Raw genomic sequence first — 16,864 nt, forward strand, 5'->3', positions numbered from 1 at the left:
GGGGCGTCGGCCAACCCCGGTTCCCCGCCGTCCTCCGCACGCCTGCCGGACAGGGCGTCGAGCAGGCGCACGAGTTGGCCGCGGTCGTCCCCGTCGAGGCGGTCCGTGAACGGCGCGAGGGTCGTGCGGACCTGCTCCTCGACCCGTTCCGTGAGCGCCCTGCCCTCCGGGGTGAGGGCGACGTCGGTCGCGCGGCGGTCCAGCGGTGACTTCCGCCGGGTGACGAGACCCCGCCGCTCGGCCCGCTCGACCAGGCCGGACATCGTGGACTTGTCGAGCCCCAGGAACGCGGCGAGGTCCGTCATGCGGGGACGGCGGTCGCGCAGCAGGCCGAGCAGCCGCAGCTGGGTCAGCGACAGGTCGTGCTCGGCGCCGATGCGGGTGAGCACGGCCATCACCCGGAACGAGATCCGGACCAGGGCGTCTTCGAGGTCGTCGTCGGGCGCGGCCACGGCGTGATCCTACTTGACATGGTTTGTAGTACCAACCACACTGCGGATAGTTGGTATTACAAACCACTTCGCGAGGAGACGCCATGCACGCCGCCGTCGTCACCGGCCCCGACGCCCCGCCCCGCTACCGCGAGCACCCCGACCCCGTCGCCGACGGCGGGCACGGGCTGGTGGTGGAGGTGCTGGCGGCCGGGCTGCACCGCCTGGTCCGGGCGCGGGCCAACGGCACGCACTACAGCGGCGCCGGCACGTTCCCGCTGGTCCCCGGCGTGGACGGCGTCGTGCGCGACGGGGACGGCAACCTCCGGTACGCGGTGCTGGAGGACACGGCGCTGGGCACGTTCGCCGAGCGGACCGTGATCGACCCCCGCCGCAGCGTGGCGCTGCCCGCCGACGTCGACCCGGTGCTCATCGCCGCCGCGATGAACCCGGCGATGTCGTCCTGGGTCGCGCTGCGCCGCCGCATCGCGTTCCGGGAGGGGCAGAGCGTCCTCGTCCTGGGGGCGACCGGCAGCGCCGGGCGCATGGCGGTGCAGATCGCCAGGCGGTTCGGGGCCGCGCGGGTGATCGCCGCCGGCCGGGACGCCACCCGCCTCGCCCCGCTGGTCGACCTGGGCGCGGACGAGGCGGTGACGTTCGACCGCGCCGCCCGCGTCGCCGACGTCGACGTGGTCCTCGACTACGTGTGGGGCGAGGCGTCCGCCCGCGTGATGACCGCGGTGGTCACCGCCCGGCGCGACCGCGGCGCACCGCTGGAGTGGGTCCAGATCGGGTCCGTCGCCGGCGAGACGAGCCCCGTGCCCGCCGCCGTGCTGCGCGCGTCCCGCCTCCGGCTCCTCGGCAGCGGCATCGGCTCGGTGCCGGCCCGCGACTTCCTCGTCGAGCTGCCGGAACTGGCCCTGGCGGTGCACCGCGGCGCGATCGACGTGCGGGCGCGGGCCGTGCCCCTCTCCCGGGTCGCCGAGACGTGGGACGCGGAGACGGACGACCGCGTCGTCTACGTCCCGTGACGTCCCGGGGGGCGAGCGGCCGCCGCCCCGGCGAGCCATCGCTAGGATCCGCCCGGTGATCGGACTTCGGGGGGTTCCGGCGCTGTGGCGCCGGCACGCGCTGTGGTACCCGGTGGCGGGGGTGTCGCTCTTCGTCGGGTCGCTCGTGCCCGCGCTGCACAACCACGGCACGCACTTCGGCGGCGTGCCCGCCCGCCCGTTCGACGCGCTCGCCATCGTCGCCATCGCGTTGCAGTGCGCCCCTCTGCTCGCGTGCCGCCGGTGGCCCGTCGCGTGCCTCGCCGTGGTGTCGCTGGGTTTCGCGCTCGACCAGCTCCGCGGCTACCACACGTTCGCGGGCACGGCGCTGGTGATCGCGGTGGTGACCGCGGCCTCGCGGCTGGAACGGCGGCGGGGCGCGGCGGCGCTGGTGTTCTCGCTGGCGTACGCGGGCTTCGCGTGCCTGTTCCCGTTGCGGGGCGCGGGGGAGCCGCTGGTCGAGGTGGTGACGTTCTACGGCGCGCTGGTGCTGTTGGCGACCCTCGGCTCGTGGCTGCGCGCCTCCAGGATCGCGGAGGCCGAACGCCGCCGCCGGGTCGCCGAGGACACCCGCGCCGCCGAACGCGCCCGCGTCGCCCGCGAGCTGCACGACGTCGTGACCCACCACGTGACCGCGATGGTCGTGCAGGCGGAGGCCGCCCGGTACCTGTCCGCGAGACCCGAGCGGCTGGACGAGTCGCTGACCGCCGTCGCCGACACCGGGCGGCAGGCGCTCAGCGACCTGCGGCACCTGCTCGACGTGCTGAACCCCGCGACCCCGTCCGCCGTCGGCCTGCGCCCGCTGGTGGAGCGGACCCGCCGCGCCGGCCAGCCGGTCGAGTTCACCGAGGACGGCACGGCCAACCCCGGCGGCAGCGCGGGTCCGGTCGTGTACCGGGTGGTGCAGGAGGCGCTGACCAACGCCCTCAAGCACGCTCGCGGCAGCCGCACCTCGGTGCACGTGAGCCACGGCGAGCGGGACGTCACCGTGCGGGTCAGCACGGACGGCGGCGCCGCCGCGCCGGCCGTCCCGCCCGGCGGCGGGCACGGCCTCGCCGGGCTCCGGGAGCGGATCGACGGCTTGGGCGGCGAGTTCAGCGCGGGCCACGACCCGGACGGCGCCTTCCACGTGCGCGCCCGCGTGCCGGAGGGCGTGCCGTGATCCGCGTGCTGGTCTGCGACGACCAGGTGCTGGTGCGCACCGGGCTCGTGACGATCATCGACGCCCAGCCCGACCTGGAGGTGGCCGGCGAGTGCGGTGACGGGCAGGCCGCGGTCGACCTCGCCCGGCGGCTGGAGCCCGACGTCGTCGTGATGGACGTCCGCATGCCGGTGCTCGACGGCATCGCGGCCACCCGCCTGCTCGCGGGCGCGGACGTGCGGCGGCCGGTCAAGGTGCTCGTGGTGACCACGTTCAACCTGGACGAGTACGTGTACGAGGCGTTGCGGGCCGGGGCGAGCGGGTTCCTGCTCAAGGACGCGCCGCCGGACCGGCTGCTGCACGGGATCCGCACGGTGGCGTCCGGCGCGGCGCTGCTCGACCCCGAGGTGACCCGGGAACTCGTCGGCCGGTTCGCCACGCGCATCCGGCCCGCCGCGCCGGACCCGAACGGCACCCCGCTGACGCCGCGCGAGCTGGAGGTGCTGCACCTCGTCGCGGACGGCCTGTCCAACCGCGAGATCGCCGCGGCGCTGGTGCTCAGCCCGGAGACGGTGAAGACGTTCGTGTCGCGCATCCTCGCGAAGCTCGGCCTCCGCGACCGCGTCCAGGCCGTCGTCTACGCCTACCGGCACGGCCTGGTCAGCTGACCGGCCCGGGTCGGGTCGCGCCCGGCGGACGCCGCCCGACCGGGCACCGCGCCGAAGACGCGCGCGGGGTCGTCGCGGACCTCCTCGCCCTCGCGCCGCCACGTGCCCGACCCGGGGCGGTAGGGGTTCTTGCGCGCCGGGGCCGCGACCTCCGCGACGTGCCGGCGCAGCGCCACCCGGAGCGGCCGGGCGAAGCCCCGGTACAGCGCCTCCCGCAGGTACGGGTGGCGGAACGCCAGCTCGTCGCCCGCCTCGACCAGCACCGAGGCGCGCACCGCCTCCTCCAGCACGCCCACCAGGTCCGGCGCGGAGCGCCCGGTGACCGCGCACAGCGCGTCCACCCGGAACGCCACCCCCAGCAGCGCGGCCGACCGCAGCACCTCCCGCGTGGCGGGCGACACCGAGTCCAGCGCGCGGTCCACCACGCCCGGCAACGACGGCGCCCGGTCGACGGCGGCCCGGTCCACCACGGCCACGCCGTCCACCACGCGCACGGCCCCGTCGCGCACCAGGGCGTGCGCGACCTCGTGCGCGTAGAGCGGGTGGCCCGCGGTGCGGCGGGCCACCTCGCGCAGCACCTCGCCGGGCCGCCCGCCGACCACCCGCCCGACCAGCTCCTCGGTGTCCCGGGCCGCCAGCGGTCCCAGGGCGAGCACGTGCCCGTGCCGCGCCTCGACGCCGCGCCGCAGGCCGGTCAGCTCCCGGCGGGCGGGATCGGGGCGGGACGCGGCGACCAGCAGCAGCGGCAACCGGCGCGTGGCGTCGAGCAGCCGGTACCACATCAGCAGGCCGGCGTCGTCCGCCCGGTGCAGGTCGTCGAGCACGAGCAGCAGCGGGCCGTCGGCGCAGATCCGGTCCACCAGGCCGAGCAACCGGTCGACCGCGGCCGGGAGCGGGTCCTGGCGGGTGCGGTCTTGGTGGGCCGGGTCGTGGCGGGCCGGGTCGTGGCGGGCCGGGGCGTGACGGGTCGGGTTCCGGTGGTCCGGGACGTGGCACGGCCGCCCGTCCGGGCGCAGGTCGAGGCAGTCGTGGACGGCCTGGAGCGGGAACCGCCTGCCGGACTCGTCGGCGACCGCCCAGCCGACCTGGCAGCCACGCCGCGCCGCGTCCGCCAGTGCGGCGGTCAGCAGCGCGGACTTGCCGATGCCCGCCTCGCCCTCGACCCACACCGCCGCGCCGCGCCCGGCCGCCACGTCCGCGACCAGGCCGCGCAGCAGCGCGATCTCGTCCCGCCGGCCGACGAACCCGTCCGCCCCGCCACCGCCACCCGCCGCCCCCGCCTCGCAGACCCGCTCCGCTTCGCCGTCCGGCACGCCCACGCTCGCCGCTCCGGTCTCCCGGGCCGCCCCGGCCACGTCCACTGCTCCGACTTCGCCGGCGAGCCCGGCCATGCCTCCCGCTCCGGCGTCCCGGGCCGTTCCAGGGGTGCGCGCCGCCTCGGCCACGTGCGGCGGCACGGTGAGCAGGCGGCGGTGTTCCGGTGTGCCGGTGACGATCCGCTGGTGCAGGTCCCGCAGCACGCGCCCCGGCTCGACCCCCTGCCCGTCCACCAGCGCCCGGCGCGCCTCGCGGAACGCCTCCAGCGCCTCGGCCTGCCGCCCGGAGCGGTCCAGCGCCACCATCAGCACCTCCCACAGCGACTCGCGCTGCGGGTGCTCGCCCACCAAGCCGCCCAGCTCGGCCACCACCTCCCGGTGCGCGCCCAGCTCCAGCGCCGCACGGGCCTTCAGCTCCACGGCGCTCAGCCGCAGCTCCTCCAACCTCCGCCGCTCGACCTCGGCGAACGGCCCCGGCACGCCGGAGTACGCCTCGCCGTGCCACAGGCCGAGCGCGTCCTCCAGCGCGGCGCGGGCGGCGCGGTGGTCGCCCGCGTCCAGGCGCAGCCGGGCGTCGGACCTGGCCCGCGCGAACACCTCCGCGTCCACCGCGCCGACCGCCAGGCGCAGCGAGTAGCCCGACGTCTGCGACACCAGCACGTCACGCGCCGGTCCGAGCGCCCGGCGCAGCCCGGACACGTAGGTGTGCAGGCTGCCGACCGCGCTGGCGGGCGGCGCGTCGCCCCACAGGCCGTCGACCAGCTCGTCCCGGGAGACCAGCCGGTTCGCCCGCGCCGTCAGCAGGCCCAGCACCGCCCGCTGCCGGGCGGGCCCCAACGGGCGCTCCTCCCCGCCGAGCCAGGCCCGCACCGGGCCCAGCACGCTCACCCGCACCCCGTCTCCGGAACTGGTCGACATCCCGATCCCCCGATCCCGTGATCCGCTCGTCAGACGGGTGCACGGGACTCCCGCGGATCCGGTTCACCTCTCGCGCCGCGTTCACCCGGCCGGCGCAGGGCCGCACCCGATCGCCCGGTCGGGCGAGGCAGAACCGGGGGTAAGGACGGGCAGAACGGGCCGCCCGGTCTTCTCCTCGGCGCGCGGCGTGTGGTGGGGTCGGTGCACATCCCCGGTACGGGGCGAACCTGGGGGCCGGGTCGCGACGGTGACCGGTTCCCGCGCGGAGGGTGCGATGGACGTGCGGTCCGATGGCGAGACGGGTGGCCCGGGTCGCGCCTCCCCGCCCGAGCGGTTCGCCGGCGACCTGTTCCTCCAGCTCGCCCGCCGCGGGTGGCTGGTGCTGGAACCCGCGCAGGCGCAGCGCGTGATCGGCGAGCTGGAGCGGACGCTGGACGAGGTCCGGTCGCGGCTGCGCAGGCTGGAGCTGTCGCGCAGGCTGCGCGACGCGTCCGGGGACGACGTGGCTCCCGACGTGGACCGGCTCGTGGTCGACGCGGTGTTCGCCGGGCAGCTCAACTCCGACAGCTGGGAACGGGCGCTGGTCGAGCTGCCCAAGTACATCGAGGCCCTGCGGATCGCGGGGCGCAACGCCGGGCGGCCGCGGTGACCGTCCCGGGACCGCCCGAGCCCGCGCGGTCGGAGCCGGACGGTGGCCGGGTCGAGCTGTCCCGGCTGGACCTGTGCGCCGAACTCGCGGCCGCGGCCGCCGAGCTGCGCCACCACCTGCTGCGGGGCGACCGCGACGTGGCGAACCTGCTCGGCGCGTGGATCGACACGCTGCTGGACGAGTGGAACCGCCGCCGCGACTGATCGCCGTGCCGCGCCACCGGACGACCCGGTGGTGGGCTCGCCCAGGACGTAGATAAACGCCTTCTCGGCCATGTGGATGGCGAGCCTGAGCCGTGCGCGGCGAACCCCTGTCCTCCCACGGCCGCCCTCGGGAAGGCTTGCCACCCCGCCGAAGACGGCTCGTCACGCACCCGGCAGCCCCGGCATGTGCGGCAACCACTCGCGTCGTGCCGGCGGACCGCGCCTTCGCGCACTCGTCGGGGCCGGGCCGGGGAGCACCCCGACCCGACCCCGACGCGGACCCGGACCACCTCGGGCCCGTCCCCCTTCACCCCCGCGGCAGGTCCGCGAGCGTGCCGCTGACGTTGAGCAGTTGCAGGCAGTTCGGGGCCTGCCGCCCGCCGGCCGGGGTGCCCGGCCGGGCGCACGTGACGGTCGCGCTCACCGCGCTGTTCTCCGGCACGTCGATCGGCGTCACCCAGTGGTAGTCCTGGTTGCGGAACGTCTCCAGCGCGATCGTGGTCACCGTGCGCTCGCCGAAGACGATGGTCAGCACGCCCTCGTCGCCCTGGTGGTTGGCCAGCACGAGGTCGGTGACGCGGAAGACCTTCCCGGCGGGCACGACGTAGCTGCCGGTGCCCTGGTCGCCGGTGTTCGTGCGGACCTCGATGGTGCCGGAGCTCTGCTGGCCGCCGCCCGTGGCGTTGCCCTGGCCCGGCTGCCCGGGCTGCCCCTGCTGCTGACCGCCCGGCGTCTGCTCGCCGCCCGGTTGCTGCCGCGGCTGGGTCTGTGAGGCGGCGGCCTGCTGCTCGCCGACCTCCACCAGCTCCTCGGCCCGGTCGTCGGCGGCCTCGCGCGCCGCGCTCTGCACGGCCGGCCGCACCAGCATCAGCCACGCCAGCACCAGGGCCAGCAGCAGCGCCAGCAACGCCAGCAGCCACTTGGGGAACACCGGGAGTTGGAGCAGCTCGCCCTCCAACTCCTCGGCGTGCGCGGTCTCGGCGGACGCGGCGGCGGCGTCGGCTGAGGTCGCGGTCACCCGCACCGGCCAGGACACCGGCGCGCCGAACCACAGCACCTTGCCGACGCGCACCCGCACCGGCAGCTCCACCCGCACCCCCGGCCCGGCGATCGCGGGCCGCTCGGGCACCGTGACGCGCAGCCGGTCGTCGGCCTCGGCCGCGACCAGCCCCACCGCGATCGGGGTGTTGCCGTCGTTGCGCACCTCGACGTGGAACCGCGCGCTGCGCCAGGCCCGGCGGCGTTCGGGCACCAACTCGGCGTGCTGCTGGAGGAACGGCTCGACGACGACCGTGGTCTCGGAGACCACCGCCGTGTCCGGCCGCTCCGCCGGCAGGACGCGCACGCCCAGCGGCACCTCGCCCGCCCGCACCTCCGGCGACCGCGGCGGCCGCAGCACCACGGTCACCTGCTCGGACGTGCCGGGGTACAGCGAGAGCCGCGCGGGCTCGACCGAGGTCCACGGTGCGCACTCGCCCACCACCTCGAACTCGTACGCCTCGACTATGTCGCTGTCGTTGCGCACCGTCAGCTTCGTGCTCGCCTCCGAACCGGGCGTGACAACCACGGTCGGGAGACCGAATTCGGTCGTTGTGGTCACCGGTCGAACGGTAGGCAGGCCGGAACCCCTTGCGGCAGGGAGAAAAGGGCACACCGGGGGCAAACAAGTGCACCGGCTGCCCCCGGACCTCCCGCGGCCCCGGCCCCGGTGCGCAGGATGGCGGCACGGGGACCGCCGGCGCGGTCCCGTTCTCGCCAGGGAGGCGGTCATGACGAGGATCCCGGTCGCGGTGTACGCCGAGGACCCGGTGCTGCGCACGGGTGTCACGCACCAACTGCGCCCGCGACCCGAGGTCGAGGTGCTCGACCCGCGCGAGCACGACCGCGCGCAGGTGTCGCTGGTCGTGGTGGACGAGGTGGACGACGCGGCGGCGTTCCTGCTGCGGCGGCTGCGGCGCTCGTCCGGCACGCGCACCGGGGTCGTGGTCGGCCGCTTCGACCAGGACGCGCTGCAGACCGTCATCGACTGCGGCGTGGCGGCGGTGGTCCGCCGCGTCGAGGCCGACCAGGACCGGTTGGTGGCCACCGCGGTCGCGCTCGCCAAGGGCGAAGCGGTGCTGCCCGGCGACCTGCTCGGCCGGCTGCTGGACCACGTGGGCCGGTTGCAGCGCGGCGTGCTCGACCCGAACGGGCCGACGCTGTCCACTTTGACCACTCGTGAGGCGGACATGCTGCGGCTCGTGTCGGAGGGGTACGACACCGCGGAGATCGCGACCCGGATGTCGTTCTCCGAGCGCACGGTGAAGAACGTGCTGCACGAGGTCACCACCCGGCTCCAGTTGCGCAACCGGGCCCACGCCGTGGGCTACGTGATGCGCCACGGCCTGATCTGACCCGCCGTGCCCCGACCGTTGCCCGAACAGCCCCCGGGGTCTTCCCCGGACGTGCCCCACCGGACCTGTCGGGCGCACGCCGCCCGCGGCGACGATCGCCTGCGACAGGCCCGTGACCGGAGGTGGAACCTTGTCCAGAAGGGCGCGTACCCGCACCCTCGCCGCCCTCGCGGCGGTCGTGGTGGCGTGCGGGGTGATCGCGGTGGTGCGTGGCGTCACCGACCCGCCCGAGGCGTCCGGCCAGCCGGGCGGGCCGCCGTCGCCCGGTCGCATCGCCTACGCGGGCACCGGGCACCGCAGCCTCGGCTACGCGGTCGACCCGCAGCCGGACCGGCTCGACCCGACCACGCCGGTGATGGGCGACGGGCCGGCCCACCACGACGACCACGTGTCGGCCCGCGGCGGCCTGCTGGTGTTCACCAGCCTGCGCGACGAACCCCGGCCCCAGGTGTACGTGCGGGGCGCGGACGGCGGCGTGCGCAAGCTGACCGAGGGCCACGACGCCGCCAACCCGCAGCTCTCGCCCGACCTGCGCACCGTCGTGTTCGCCTCGCGCGGCGACCTGTGGCTGGTCGGCGCGGCCGGCGGCGAGCCGCGGCGGCTCACCGACACCGACGCCGACGAGTCGTGGCCGACGTTCTCCCCGGACGGCTCCCAGGTCGCCTACTCGGGCGACCGCGACGGCGGTCGGGAGATCTACCGGCGGCCGGTGGCGGGCGGTCCGGAGACCCGGGTGACCGACGAGCCGGTCGGCGACGCCGACGAGCCCGCGTGGAACCCCGTGGACGGCCGCATCGCCTACACGCTGCGGGTCGACGGGGTGCCGCGGGTGCGGGTGCTGAGCGGGACCGGGGTCGGCACCCCGCTGCTGGGCGGCGACCAGGCCGCGTGGCGGGGCCACTGGCCCGCCTGGCTGCCCGACGGGACGCGCCTGCTGTTCCTGAGCCTCGACCAGACCTGCTCCTGCACGGCCGACCCCGCCGCGGTCAAGGTCTACCGGGCCGACACCGCGCCCGGACTGCCGCTCACCGCGCCGCCCGACGTGCTGCTGGGCGAGAACCGGCAGCTCAGCTCGCCGAGCTGGCAGGACGACGGCTCGGGGCCGCGGCTGCTGGTGTCCCGCACCAGCGCCCCGACCTGGTTCACCGCCACGCTCCAGGACATCCGCCCGGACGGGTCCGACCCGCGCGACCTGGGCGTGACCGTGCTGCGCGAGGACCCCGAGGCGGTCGACGACCCCAACCTGCTGTTCCGGCCCAGGGCCGGGTTCGACACGTGGGCGACCCGCCAGTCGTACTCGCCGGACGGGCGGCGGATCCTGCTCAGCCGGTTCGAGGACGAGGGTGGGCGGCGGGTGCAGCGGCTGTGGTTGGTGGACGCCGACGGCGGCAACCCGCGCCGGGTGCCCGTGGCCGACCGGCAGCCCGCGGACTGGGAGTTCGACGCCACCTTCTCGCCCGACGGCCGGTTCATCGCGTTCGCGCGGCGCTCGCCCGGCGGTGTGCGGCCCGACGGCTCGGCGAGCCGGATCGTGGTCGTGGAGGCCGACACGGGGACAGTGGCCGGTGTGCTGCGGCCGCCGCCCGAGGTCGCCGACCAGGAGGACACGCAGCCCGCGTGGTCGCCCGACGGGACCACGATCGCGTTCACCCGCGGCGTCATCAGCGACGGGCCGACCGGCGAGGTGCGCGACAACCACATCTGGACGGCGCGGGCCGGCGCGCTGGACCGGCAGCGCGACCTGAGCGCGTTGGCGTGCGGTGGCGACTGCGCGGTCACCGACGACAGCTCGGCGTTCAGCCCGGACGGGCGCGAGCTGGTGTTCAACCGCGAGTCCGACGGCCTGCTGCGGGTGCCGCTGGACGACCCGGGCCGCTGCGAGGTGCTGCTGGGCGGCGGCACGTGCGCCGGGCCCGTGGCCAACCCGGCCGGGCCGTTCCAGCCGCGTGACGCCGCGTACGCGCCGGACGGCCGGATCGTGCTGACCACCCGGCGGGCCGGCGACGCCCGCTCGCCGGAGGAGCTGGCCGTGCTCGACCCCGGCACCGGGGCGCTGGAGCGGATCGCCACCCGCCTGCCCGGCAGGCAGAAGGAGCCCGCCTGGCAGCAGTCGGTGGACCTCGCGGTGGACGCGCCGCCCGCCGCGTCGGTGGACGTGGGCGAGACCACGCCGGTCACCGTGGCGGTGCGCAACCGGGGCCCGGCGGCCTCACCGGGCACCGCGCTGACCGTGGCCGTGCCCGGCGGGGTGCGCCTGGGCGGGCTGCGCGCGTCGAGTGGCACGTGCGTGGCGGAGGAGCTGCGCTGCGACCTCGGCGTGGTGGGGCCCGGCGCGTCGGTCGAGGTGGTGGCGGACGTGGTCGGCGTGGTGCCGGGCGAGCACCGGCTGGACTGGTCGGTCACCGGTTCGGTGCTCGACGCGCTGCCGACGGACAACGCGGACGACACCGTGCTGACCGTGGACGAGCAACCGACTCCCACGACCGTGCCGCCGACCACCACGACCACCACCGCGTTGCCGCCGCCACCGCCCGCGCCGCCGGCCGGGCCCGCGCTGGCCGTCGTGGTGCAACCCCAACCGTCCTATGTGGGCGGTCGGGCGGTGGTGGGCTTCACCGTGCGCAACGGCGGCGGAGCGCTGGCGACCGGCCTGCGGCTCGACTTCGCGCTGCCCGCGCGGGTGCCGGTGGCGAGCCTGCCGCCGGGGTGCGCGCCGACCAGCTGCGTGCTGCCCGACCTGCCCGTCGGCGCGGCGCAGGTGGTGCAGATCGTGCTCGCGCCGGACGCCCCGGTGCGGACCGAGGTGCGCGGCGTGCTGCGCACCACCGGCACCGACGCCGACCCGGCCGACAACACCGCCGTCGCGCCGATGACCGTGCTGCTGCCGAGGATCGTGGCCGTGCCGCCGATCGGCGAGCCGGGGTTCGTGACCTCGGTGCGCGGCGAGGACTTCCCGCCGGGCGCTCCGGTGGCGCTCACGTGGTCGCCCGGCATCACCGCGGCCGCCGCGCCGACGGTGCCGCGCCCGGACGGCCGGTTCACCGCCCAGCTGCTGATCCTGGCCAAGGACCAGACCGGACCCCGCACGATCACCGCGACCGGACCCGGTTTCCGCCCGGTCGGCACGCCGTTCCTGGTGGTGGCCGCGTCCATCGGGCCGCCGGACATGGTGGCGCGCCGGTGACCCCGACGACGAGGAGGCGTTCGTGATCCACGAGGTGGACGAGGCGATCCGGCGGATGCTGACCGCCGCCGGGGTGCCCGGCGGCGGGGGCGAGCTGTCGTTCGACGCCCCGACCAAGGACTGGTCCGCGCGCCGCAACGCCCCCACGGTCAACGTGTTCCTGCACGACATCCGCGAGGACGTGGCGCGCCGGCACGCGGGCGGCATGGAGGTCCACGACGACGACGGCGTGCTGGTCGGCTGGCGCGGCCCGGCGCGGTGGTTCGAGCTGGCGTACCTCGTGACGGCGTGGACCAACCGGCCGCAGGACGAGCACCGGTTGCTGTCGGAGGTGCTGGCGGTCCTGGTGCGCACCGAGCGGATGGCGAACGAGTGGCTGACCGGGACGCTGGCGGAGCTGGGGCTGGGCGTGGTCCTGAACTCGGCCCAGCCGCCGGACGGGCGGGCGACCTCGGAGATGTGGTCGGCGCTGGGGGGCGAGCTGAAGCCGTCCATCGACCTGAAGGTGATCGCGCCGCTGGCCGGCGAGTGGACCCAGGCCGGTCCGCCGGTGACGGAGGGCGTCGTGCTGGAGGCGGCGCAGGCGGGCGAGCGCTCACGGCGTCTGCGCTACGAGGGGCCGACGACCGCGGAGGGCGACGGTTTCGCGGCGACCAGGCCACGGCCCGTGCCCGGTCCGAGGCGGCGTCGCGGGGGAGCGATCCGATGACGGAGACGATGACCGGCGAACCGACCGTTGACCCGGGGCCGGTGCTCGACGGCCACGCCGCGCCGGCCGGTTCCGCCCGCGAAGCGGACCTGCTCTACCTCTGGGCGCGGCTGGGCGCGGTCGAGTGGCGGGTTCGGCAGGCGGTGGCCGAGGCGGCCGCCGCCGACCCCGAGCACCACCGCGACCCCTACCGCGGCCTCTACCTCACCCCCGACGCCGTGCGCCGGGTCCTCGACGGGCCGCGTCGGCCGCTCTTCCCGCCGCGCGACGACCTCGACCTGGACGCGTTCGCCGCCGACGTCCCGCCACCCGGCCCCCGCCTCGCCGCGCTGGCCGAGGACTTCGCCCTCGACCCGCTGGACGTCGAACTCCTGCTGGTGGCGCTGGCCCCCGACGTGGACGCCCGCTTCGAACTGCTCTACGCCTACCTCAACGACGACGTCACCCGCCGCCGGGCGACGGTCGGCCTCGCCCTGCGGCTGTGCGGCGCGCCCGCCGCCGGACCGGGCCGGTTCCGGCTGAGCGCCACCGCGCCCCTGGTCGCGGGCGGCCTGGTCGAGGTGCGCGACCCGGCCGAACCCGCGCTGGGCCGGTCGCTCCGCGTGCCCGACCGGGTGGTGGCGCACCTGCTCGGCGACGACACCCCCGACCCGGCCGTGACCGCGCTGGTCCGGATCGTGCCCCACCGCGACGCGCCGGCGGCCGAACTGCCCGCGCGGCTCGCCACCGGGCTGCGCGCCGGTCCCGTGCACCTGCGCGACACCGGCGGCACCGCGGGGGCCGCGGCCGTGGCGGGACTGGCCGCCGCCGGGAGGGGCACGGTGGTGGTCGACGTGATCGCGTTGGCCGACCACGAGCGGCCCGACCTGGCCGCGGTCGTCCGCGAAGCACGCCTGCGCCGCGCGGGCGTCGTGCTCGGACCGCTGGACCCGCTGGTGCCCGAGCGGACGCGGGTGGTGCGCGAGGCGGTCGCGCTCGCCGGCGACGTGCCGGTCGTGCTGCACAGCCGGCAGCACTGGGACCCCAAGTGGACCACGCGGCCCGTGCTGTCGCTGCCCGTCCCGTCACCGCTGCCCGCGGAACGGGCCGCGTGGTGGACGCGCGCGTTCGGCGGCGAACCGGCCTTCCTGCCCGACCTGGCGGGCTACCGGCTCGGCGCCGAGGAGGTGGACCGGGCGGTGGTCGTGGCCACCCGGCTGGCCGCCGTCGAACGCCGACCGGTGGCGCTGGAGCACGTGCGGGCCGGGGTGCGGGCGCAGAACGGGGCCGGGCTGGACCGCCTGGCCCGGCGGATCGTGCCCGGCGTCGGCTGGGACGACGTGGTGCTGCCCGAGCAGACCCGCGGTCAGCTCGCCGAACTCGTCGTGCGCGCGAAGCACCGCGAACGGGTGCTCGGCGAGTGGCGGATGCGGCCCGGCGGTGGCCGCGGGCGCGGGGTGGTGGCGTTGTTCGCGGGCGAGTCGGGCACCGGCAAGACCATGTCCGCCGAGGTGGTCGCCGCCGAGATCGGCATGGACCTGTACGTGGTGGACCTGTCGACGGTGGTCGACAAGTACGTCGGCGAGACGGAGAAGAACCTGGAGCGGATCTTCACCGAGGCGGCCGGCGTGCACGGGGTGCTGCTGTTCGACGAGGCCGACGCGGTGTTCGGCAAGCGGTCGGAGGTGCAGAGCGCGCACGACCGGTACGCCAACGTCGAGTCCGCGTACCTGTTGCAGCGCATGGAGTCCTTCGACGGCATCGCCGTGCTCACCACCAACCTCAGGTCCAACGTGGACGAGGCGTTCACCCGCCGCATCGACGTGATCGCCGACTTCCCGGTGCCGGACGCGGCGCAGCGCCTCGCGCTGTGGGACCGCTGCCTGGGCCTCGCGCTGCCCCGCGCCGACGACCTCGACCTGGAGTTCTGCGCGGAGCGCTTCGAGCTGGCCGGCGGGTCGATCCGGGCGTGCGCGGTGACCGCGGCCTACCGGGCCGCCGCCGGCGACCGGCCGGTGTCCATGGCCGACGTGGTCACGTCGGTGCACCTGGAGTACCGCAAGCTCGGCCGGCTCGTGCTGGAGAGCGAGTTCGGGCCGTGGTTGTCGCGGTCGAGTTGACGGTTCGTCCCGGCGGAGGTGGGCGATGAGGCACGACCATGATCACCGGCCCGACGAGGGCGCGCGGCCCGTGGTGGCGCGGTACCCTGAGGAGGGGGAACGAACCCCGGGCGGGCTGGTGGAGCTGCAACGCTCCGCGGGCAACGCGGCGACCAGCCGGCTCGTGGACGACGTGCTGGGCGGGCGGGGCGAGTCGTTGCCGTCCGACGTGCGGCGCGTCGCCGAGGCGGGCTACGGCGAGGACTTCTCCGGGGTCCGGGTGCACCGGGACGCCGCCGCGACCCGGTCGGCGGAGGAGTTCGACGCGCGGGCGTACACCTCGGGCGAGCACGTGGTGATGCCGCCCGGCAACGACGACCTGCACACGTGGCTGCACGAGCTGGACCACGTGCGCCAGCAGCGCCGGGGCGCGGTCGAGGGCACGGACCGCGGCGACGGGGTGCGCGTCAGCGACCCGTCGGACCGGCACGAGCGGCAGGCCGACGCCAACGCCGCCGGCGTCCTGCGCGGCGACCACCCGGCCGCCCCGACCGGCCACGCCTCGACCCGACACGCGCCCGGCCACGCCCCGACCGGACAAGGCACAACCGGACACGGCCCGGTCGGTCGGCCCGGAACCGCCGTCCAGCGGGTGCTCTCGATCGGCGGGACCGCCCTGCCCGCGTCGCCCGGCCACAGCCCGCAGGCGCGGCGGGTGTGGACCCGGGTGGCGGCGCTGCCCGCGTTCCAGGCCCGCAGCGCCGAGGACCAGCAGGCCATGGAGGAGCAGTTCTGGAAGTGGGTGGAGGACACGCCCGGCACGCCCACCGGCCACTCGCCCTGGGGGCGCAAGCAGCAGCAGCGCAACTACAGCCGGATCGAGGACCTGGAGGCGGGCCTGCACGGCTGGGTGGCCGCGAAACCGGAGCGGCACGCGGAGAAGGAGTACGCCGCCGTGATCGCCGACGACCCCGACGTGGAACTCCAGCTCAACAGCGTCCTGTACCGCGTCGCGCAGATGATCGACAGCCTGGCCGACAGCGACGACGAGGACGTCCGGACCAGGCAGCGCCAGATCCTGCGCGAGCTGCAGCAGACCACGACGCTCGGCCCGCAGCGGGGGAACCCTAACCTGCCGCAGGTCGAGCGGCCCCGCGGCTGGTACGAGTACTACCTCACGATGAGAGGCGGCCAGGCCGACCCGCAGATCCTGCACAACATCAGCCAGGGCGTCCTCGACGTCGTGCTCCGGCCGACGGGCTACACGTTCCTGGACAAGATCGTGGTGCTGCACGACCTGATGGAGTACTTCGGCGACCAGCGGCCGTGGAACCCGACCGGCGCGGGCACCGGGATGCTGCCGGCCGTGGAGCCGGAGCTGACCTACAGCACCAAGGACATCCGGGACGGCGTCCGCAGCACCACCCCGGACCGGGGCCGGACCGACCAGGGCACGCGCAACGAGCAGGCGAGCAGCACCAGGTTCGCCCGGCGGCACAACCTCCCGGTGTGGTCCGGCGCGTCCAACACCACGGTCCACCTGCTCAACCTCGCCCGCTGGGTCGACGCCACCACGCGGGAGATGACGGCGTTGGCGCACAGCATCTTCGCGTTCTGGCGGCTCTACTACGACCACACGTCGCTCGCGCCGCACACGCTGCACGAGGTCATGGACGTGGCCCAGAACTTCAACGTGCCCTACGACCCGCTCAACCGGTACGAGGGGCTGGACCACGACGACGTGGCCGCCGAGCACGCCTCGCTCCGCGACAGCGTGCGCGCGCGCATCGACGACGTGGAGCAGATGCTCGGCGAGCTGGAGGAAGTGTGGGAGGGGAGCGACGACCCGAGGCTCGCGGCGTTCCTCCAGCAGCGGAGCCAACTGCTGACCACCTTGCGGACCTTCACCGCCGACTTCGAGGCGGCGGACACCCCGGAGGCGCGCCGCGCGCTGATCATGCGCGCCATGCACGCCGCCACCCACACCGACCTGGCCATCAAGCGGTTCGTGCGCGAACTCCAGGCCGGCGGGTTCTTCGACACCGGCTCGGGCTCCGAATCCGGATCGGGGGAGCAGTAGACCCGCTCCACGACCGCACCGCACCCCGACCACCACGACGCACCG

The 16,864-nt window shown here is 76.0% G+C and carries 13 protein-coding genes; 10 read left to right on the forward strand and 3 right to left on the reverse strand.

From position 1 onward, the window contains the following. On the reverse strand, nucleotides 1–452 hold a 452-nt coding region (locus ACWEFJ_RS26300), incomplete at its 3' end, for a MarR family winged helix-turn-helix transcriptional regulator (protein WP_378088932.1). An 83-nt stretch (nucleotides 453–535) separates the two neighbouring features. On the opposite strand from ACWEFJ_RS26300, the gene ACWEFJ_RS26305 reads away from it, so the two are divergent. From ACWEFJ_RS26305 to ACWEFJ_RS26315, 3 genes are read left to right on the forward strand one after another with little or no spacing between them, the layout of a single operon-like run. Continuing rightward, entirely contained in the window at nucleotides 536–1,462 is a 927-nt protein-coding gene (locus ACWEFJ_RS26305; protein WP_449715369.1) for a quinone oxidoreductase family protein, read from the forward strand. Between the two features lie 55 nt (nucleotides 1,463–1,517). Beyond that, entirely contained in the window at nucleotides 1,518–2,642 is a 1,125-nt protein-coding gene (locus ACWEFJ_RS26310; protein WP_449715370.1) for a sensor histidine kinase, read from the forward strand. Further along, on the forward strand, nucleotides 2,639–3,289 hold the full coding sequence (locus ACWEFJ_RS26315; RefSeq protein WP_449715371.1) for a response regulator: 651 nt from the start codon (nucleotides 2,639–2,641) through the stop codon (nucleotides 3,287–3,289). Before ACWEFJ_RS26310 ends, ACWEFJ_RS26315 begins: the two co-directional genes overlap by 4 nt. Here the strand turns inward: ACWEFJ_RS26315 and ACWEFJ_RS26320 are convergent. Next, entirely contained in the window at nucleotides 3,265–5,523 is a 2,259-nt protein-coding gene (locus ACWEFJ_RS26320; RefSeq protein WP_449715372.1) for a BTAD domain-containing putative transcriptional regulator, read from the reverse strand. The genes ACWEFJ_RS26315 and ACWEFJ_RS26320 overlap by 25 nt on opposite strands. 280 nt (nucleotides 5,524–5,803) lie before the next feature. On the opposite strand from ACWEFJ_RS26320, the gene ACWEFJ_RS26325 reads away from it, so the two are divergent. Further along, nucleotides 5,804–6,172, forward strand: coding sequence for a hypothetical protein (locus ACWEFJ_RS26325; RefSeq protein ID WP_449715373.1), 369 nt, complete (start codon nucleotides 5,804–5,806; stop codon nucleotides 6,170–6,172). Then, nucleotides 6,169–6,375, forward strand: a complete 207-nt coding sequence (locus ACWEFJ_RS26330; RefSeq protein ID WP_378088943.1) for a hypothetical protein — start codon at nucleotides 6,169–6,171, stop codon at nucleotides 6,373–6,375. Before ACWEFJ_RS26325 ends, ACWEFJ_RS26330 begins: the two co-directional genes overlap by 4 nt. A gap of 307 nt (nucleotides 6,376–6,682) precedes the next feature. Here ACWEFJ_RS26330 and ACWEFJ_RS26335 read toward each other — a convergent pair whose 3' ends face one another. Further along, complete coding sequence (locus ACWEFJ_RS26335; RefSeq protein WP_378088945.1) at nucleotides 6,683–7,975, reverse strand: COG1470 family protein; 1,293 nt, start codon at nucleotides 7,973–7,975, stop codon at nucleotides 6,683–6,685. A gap of 169 nt (nucleotides 7,976–8,144) precedes the next feature. Here ACWEFJ_RS26335 and ACWEFJ_RS26340 point away from each other — a divergent pair, with 169 nt between their 5' ends. The 5 genes from ACWEFJ_RS26340 to ACWEFJ_RS26360 all read left to right on the forward strand — a co-directional run bounded on the left by ACWEFJ_RS26340 (nucleotide 8,145) and on the right by ACWEFJ_RS26360 (nucleotide 16,819). Further along, on the forward strand, nucleotides 8,145–8,768 hold the full coding sequence (locus ACWEFJ_RS26340) for a helix-turn-helix transcriptional regulator (RefSeq protein ID WP_378088947.1): 624 nt from the start codon (nucleotides 8,145–8,147) through the stop codon (nucleotides 8,766–8,768). 130 nt (nucleotides 8,769–8,898) lie between these two features. After that, a complete protein-coding gene (locus tag ACWEFJ_RS26345) occupies nucleotides 8,899–11,952 on the forward strand; it encodes a hypothetical protein (RefSeq protein ID WP_449715374.1) in 3,054 nt (1,017 codons plus the stop codon). A gap of 22 nt (nucleotides 11,953–11,974) precedes the next feature. After that, on the forward strand, nucleotides 11,975–12,661 hold the full coding sequence (locus ACWEFJ_RS26350) for a DUF4255 domain-containing protein (RefSeq protein WP_378088952.1): 687 nt from the start codon (nucleotides 11,975–11,977) through the stop codon (nucleotides 12,659–12,661). After that, a complete protein-coding gene (locus ACWEFJ_RS26355) occupies nucleotides 12,658–14,760 on the forward strand; it encodes an AAA family ATPase (protein WP_449715375.1) in 2,103 nt (700 codons plus the stop codon). The genes ACWEFJ_RS26350 and ACWEFJ_RS26355 overlap by 4 nt, the downstream gene beginning before the upstream one ends. A 25-nt stretch (nucleotides 14,761–14,785) precedes the next feature. Beyond that, nucleotides 14,786–16,819 (forward strand): eCIS core domain-containing protein, encoded by a 2,034-nt coding sequence (locus tag ACWEFJ_RS26360; RefSeq protein ID WP_449715376.1) that lies wholly within the window; start codon nucleotides 14,786–14,788, stop codon nucleotides 16,817–16,819. Nucleotides 16,820–16,864: the final 45 nt, after the last annotated feature.

Source organism: Actinosynnema sp. NPDC004786 (assembly GCF_053601135.1).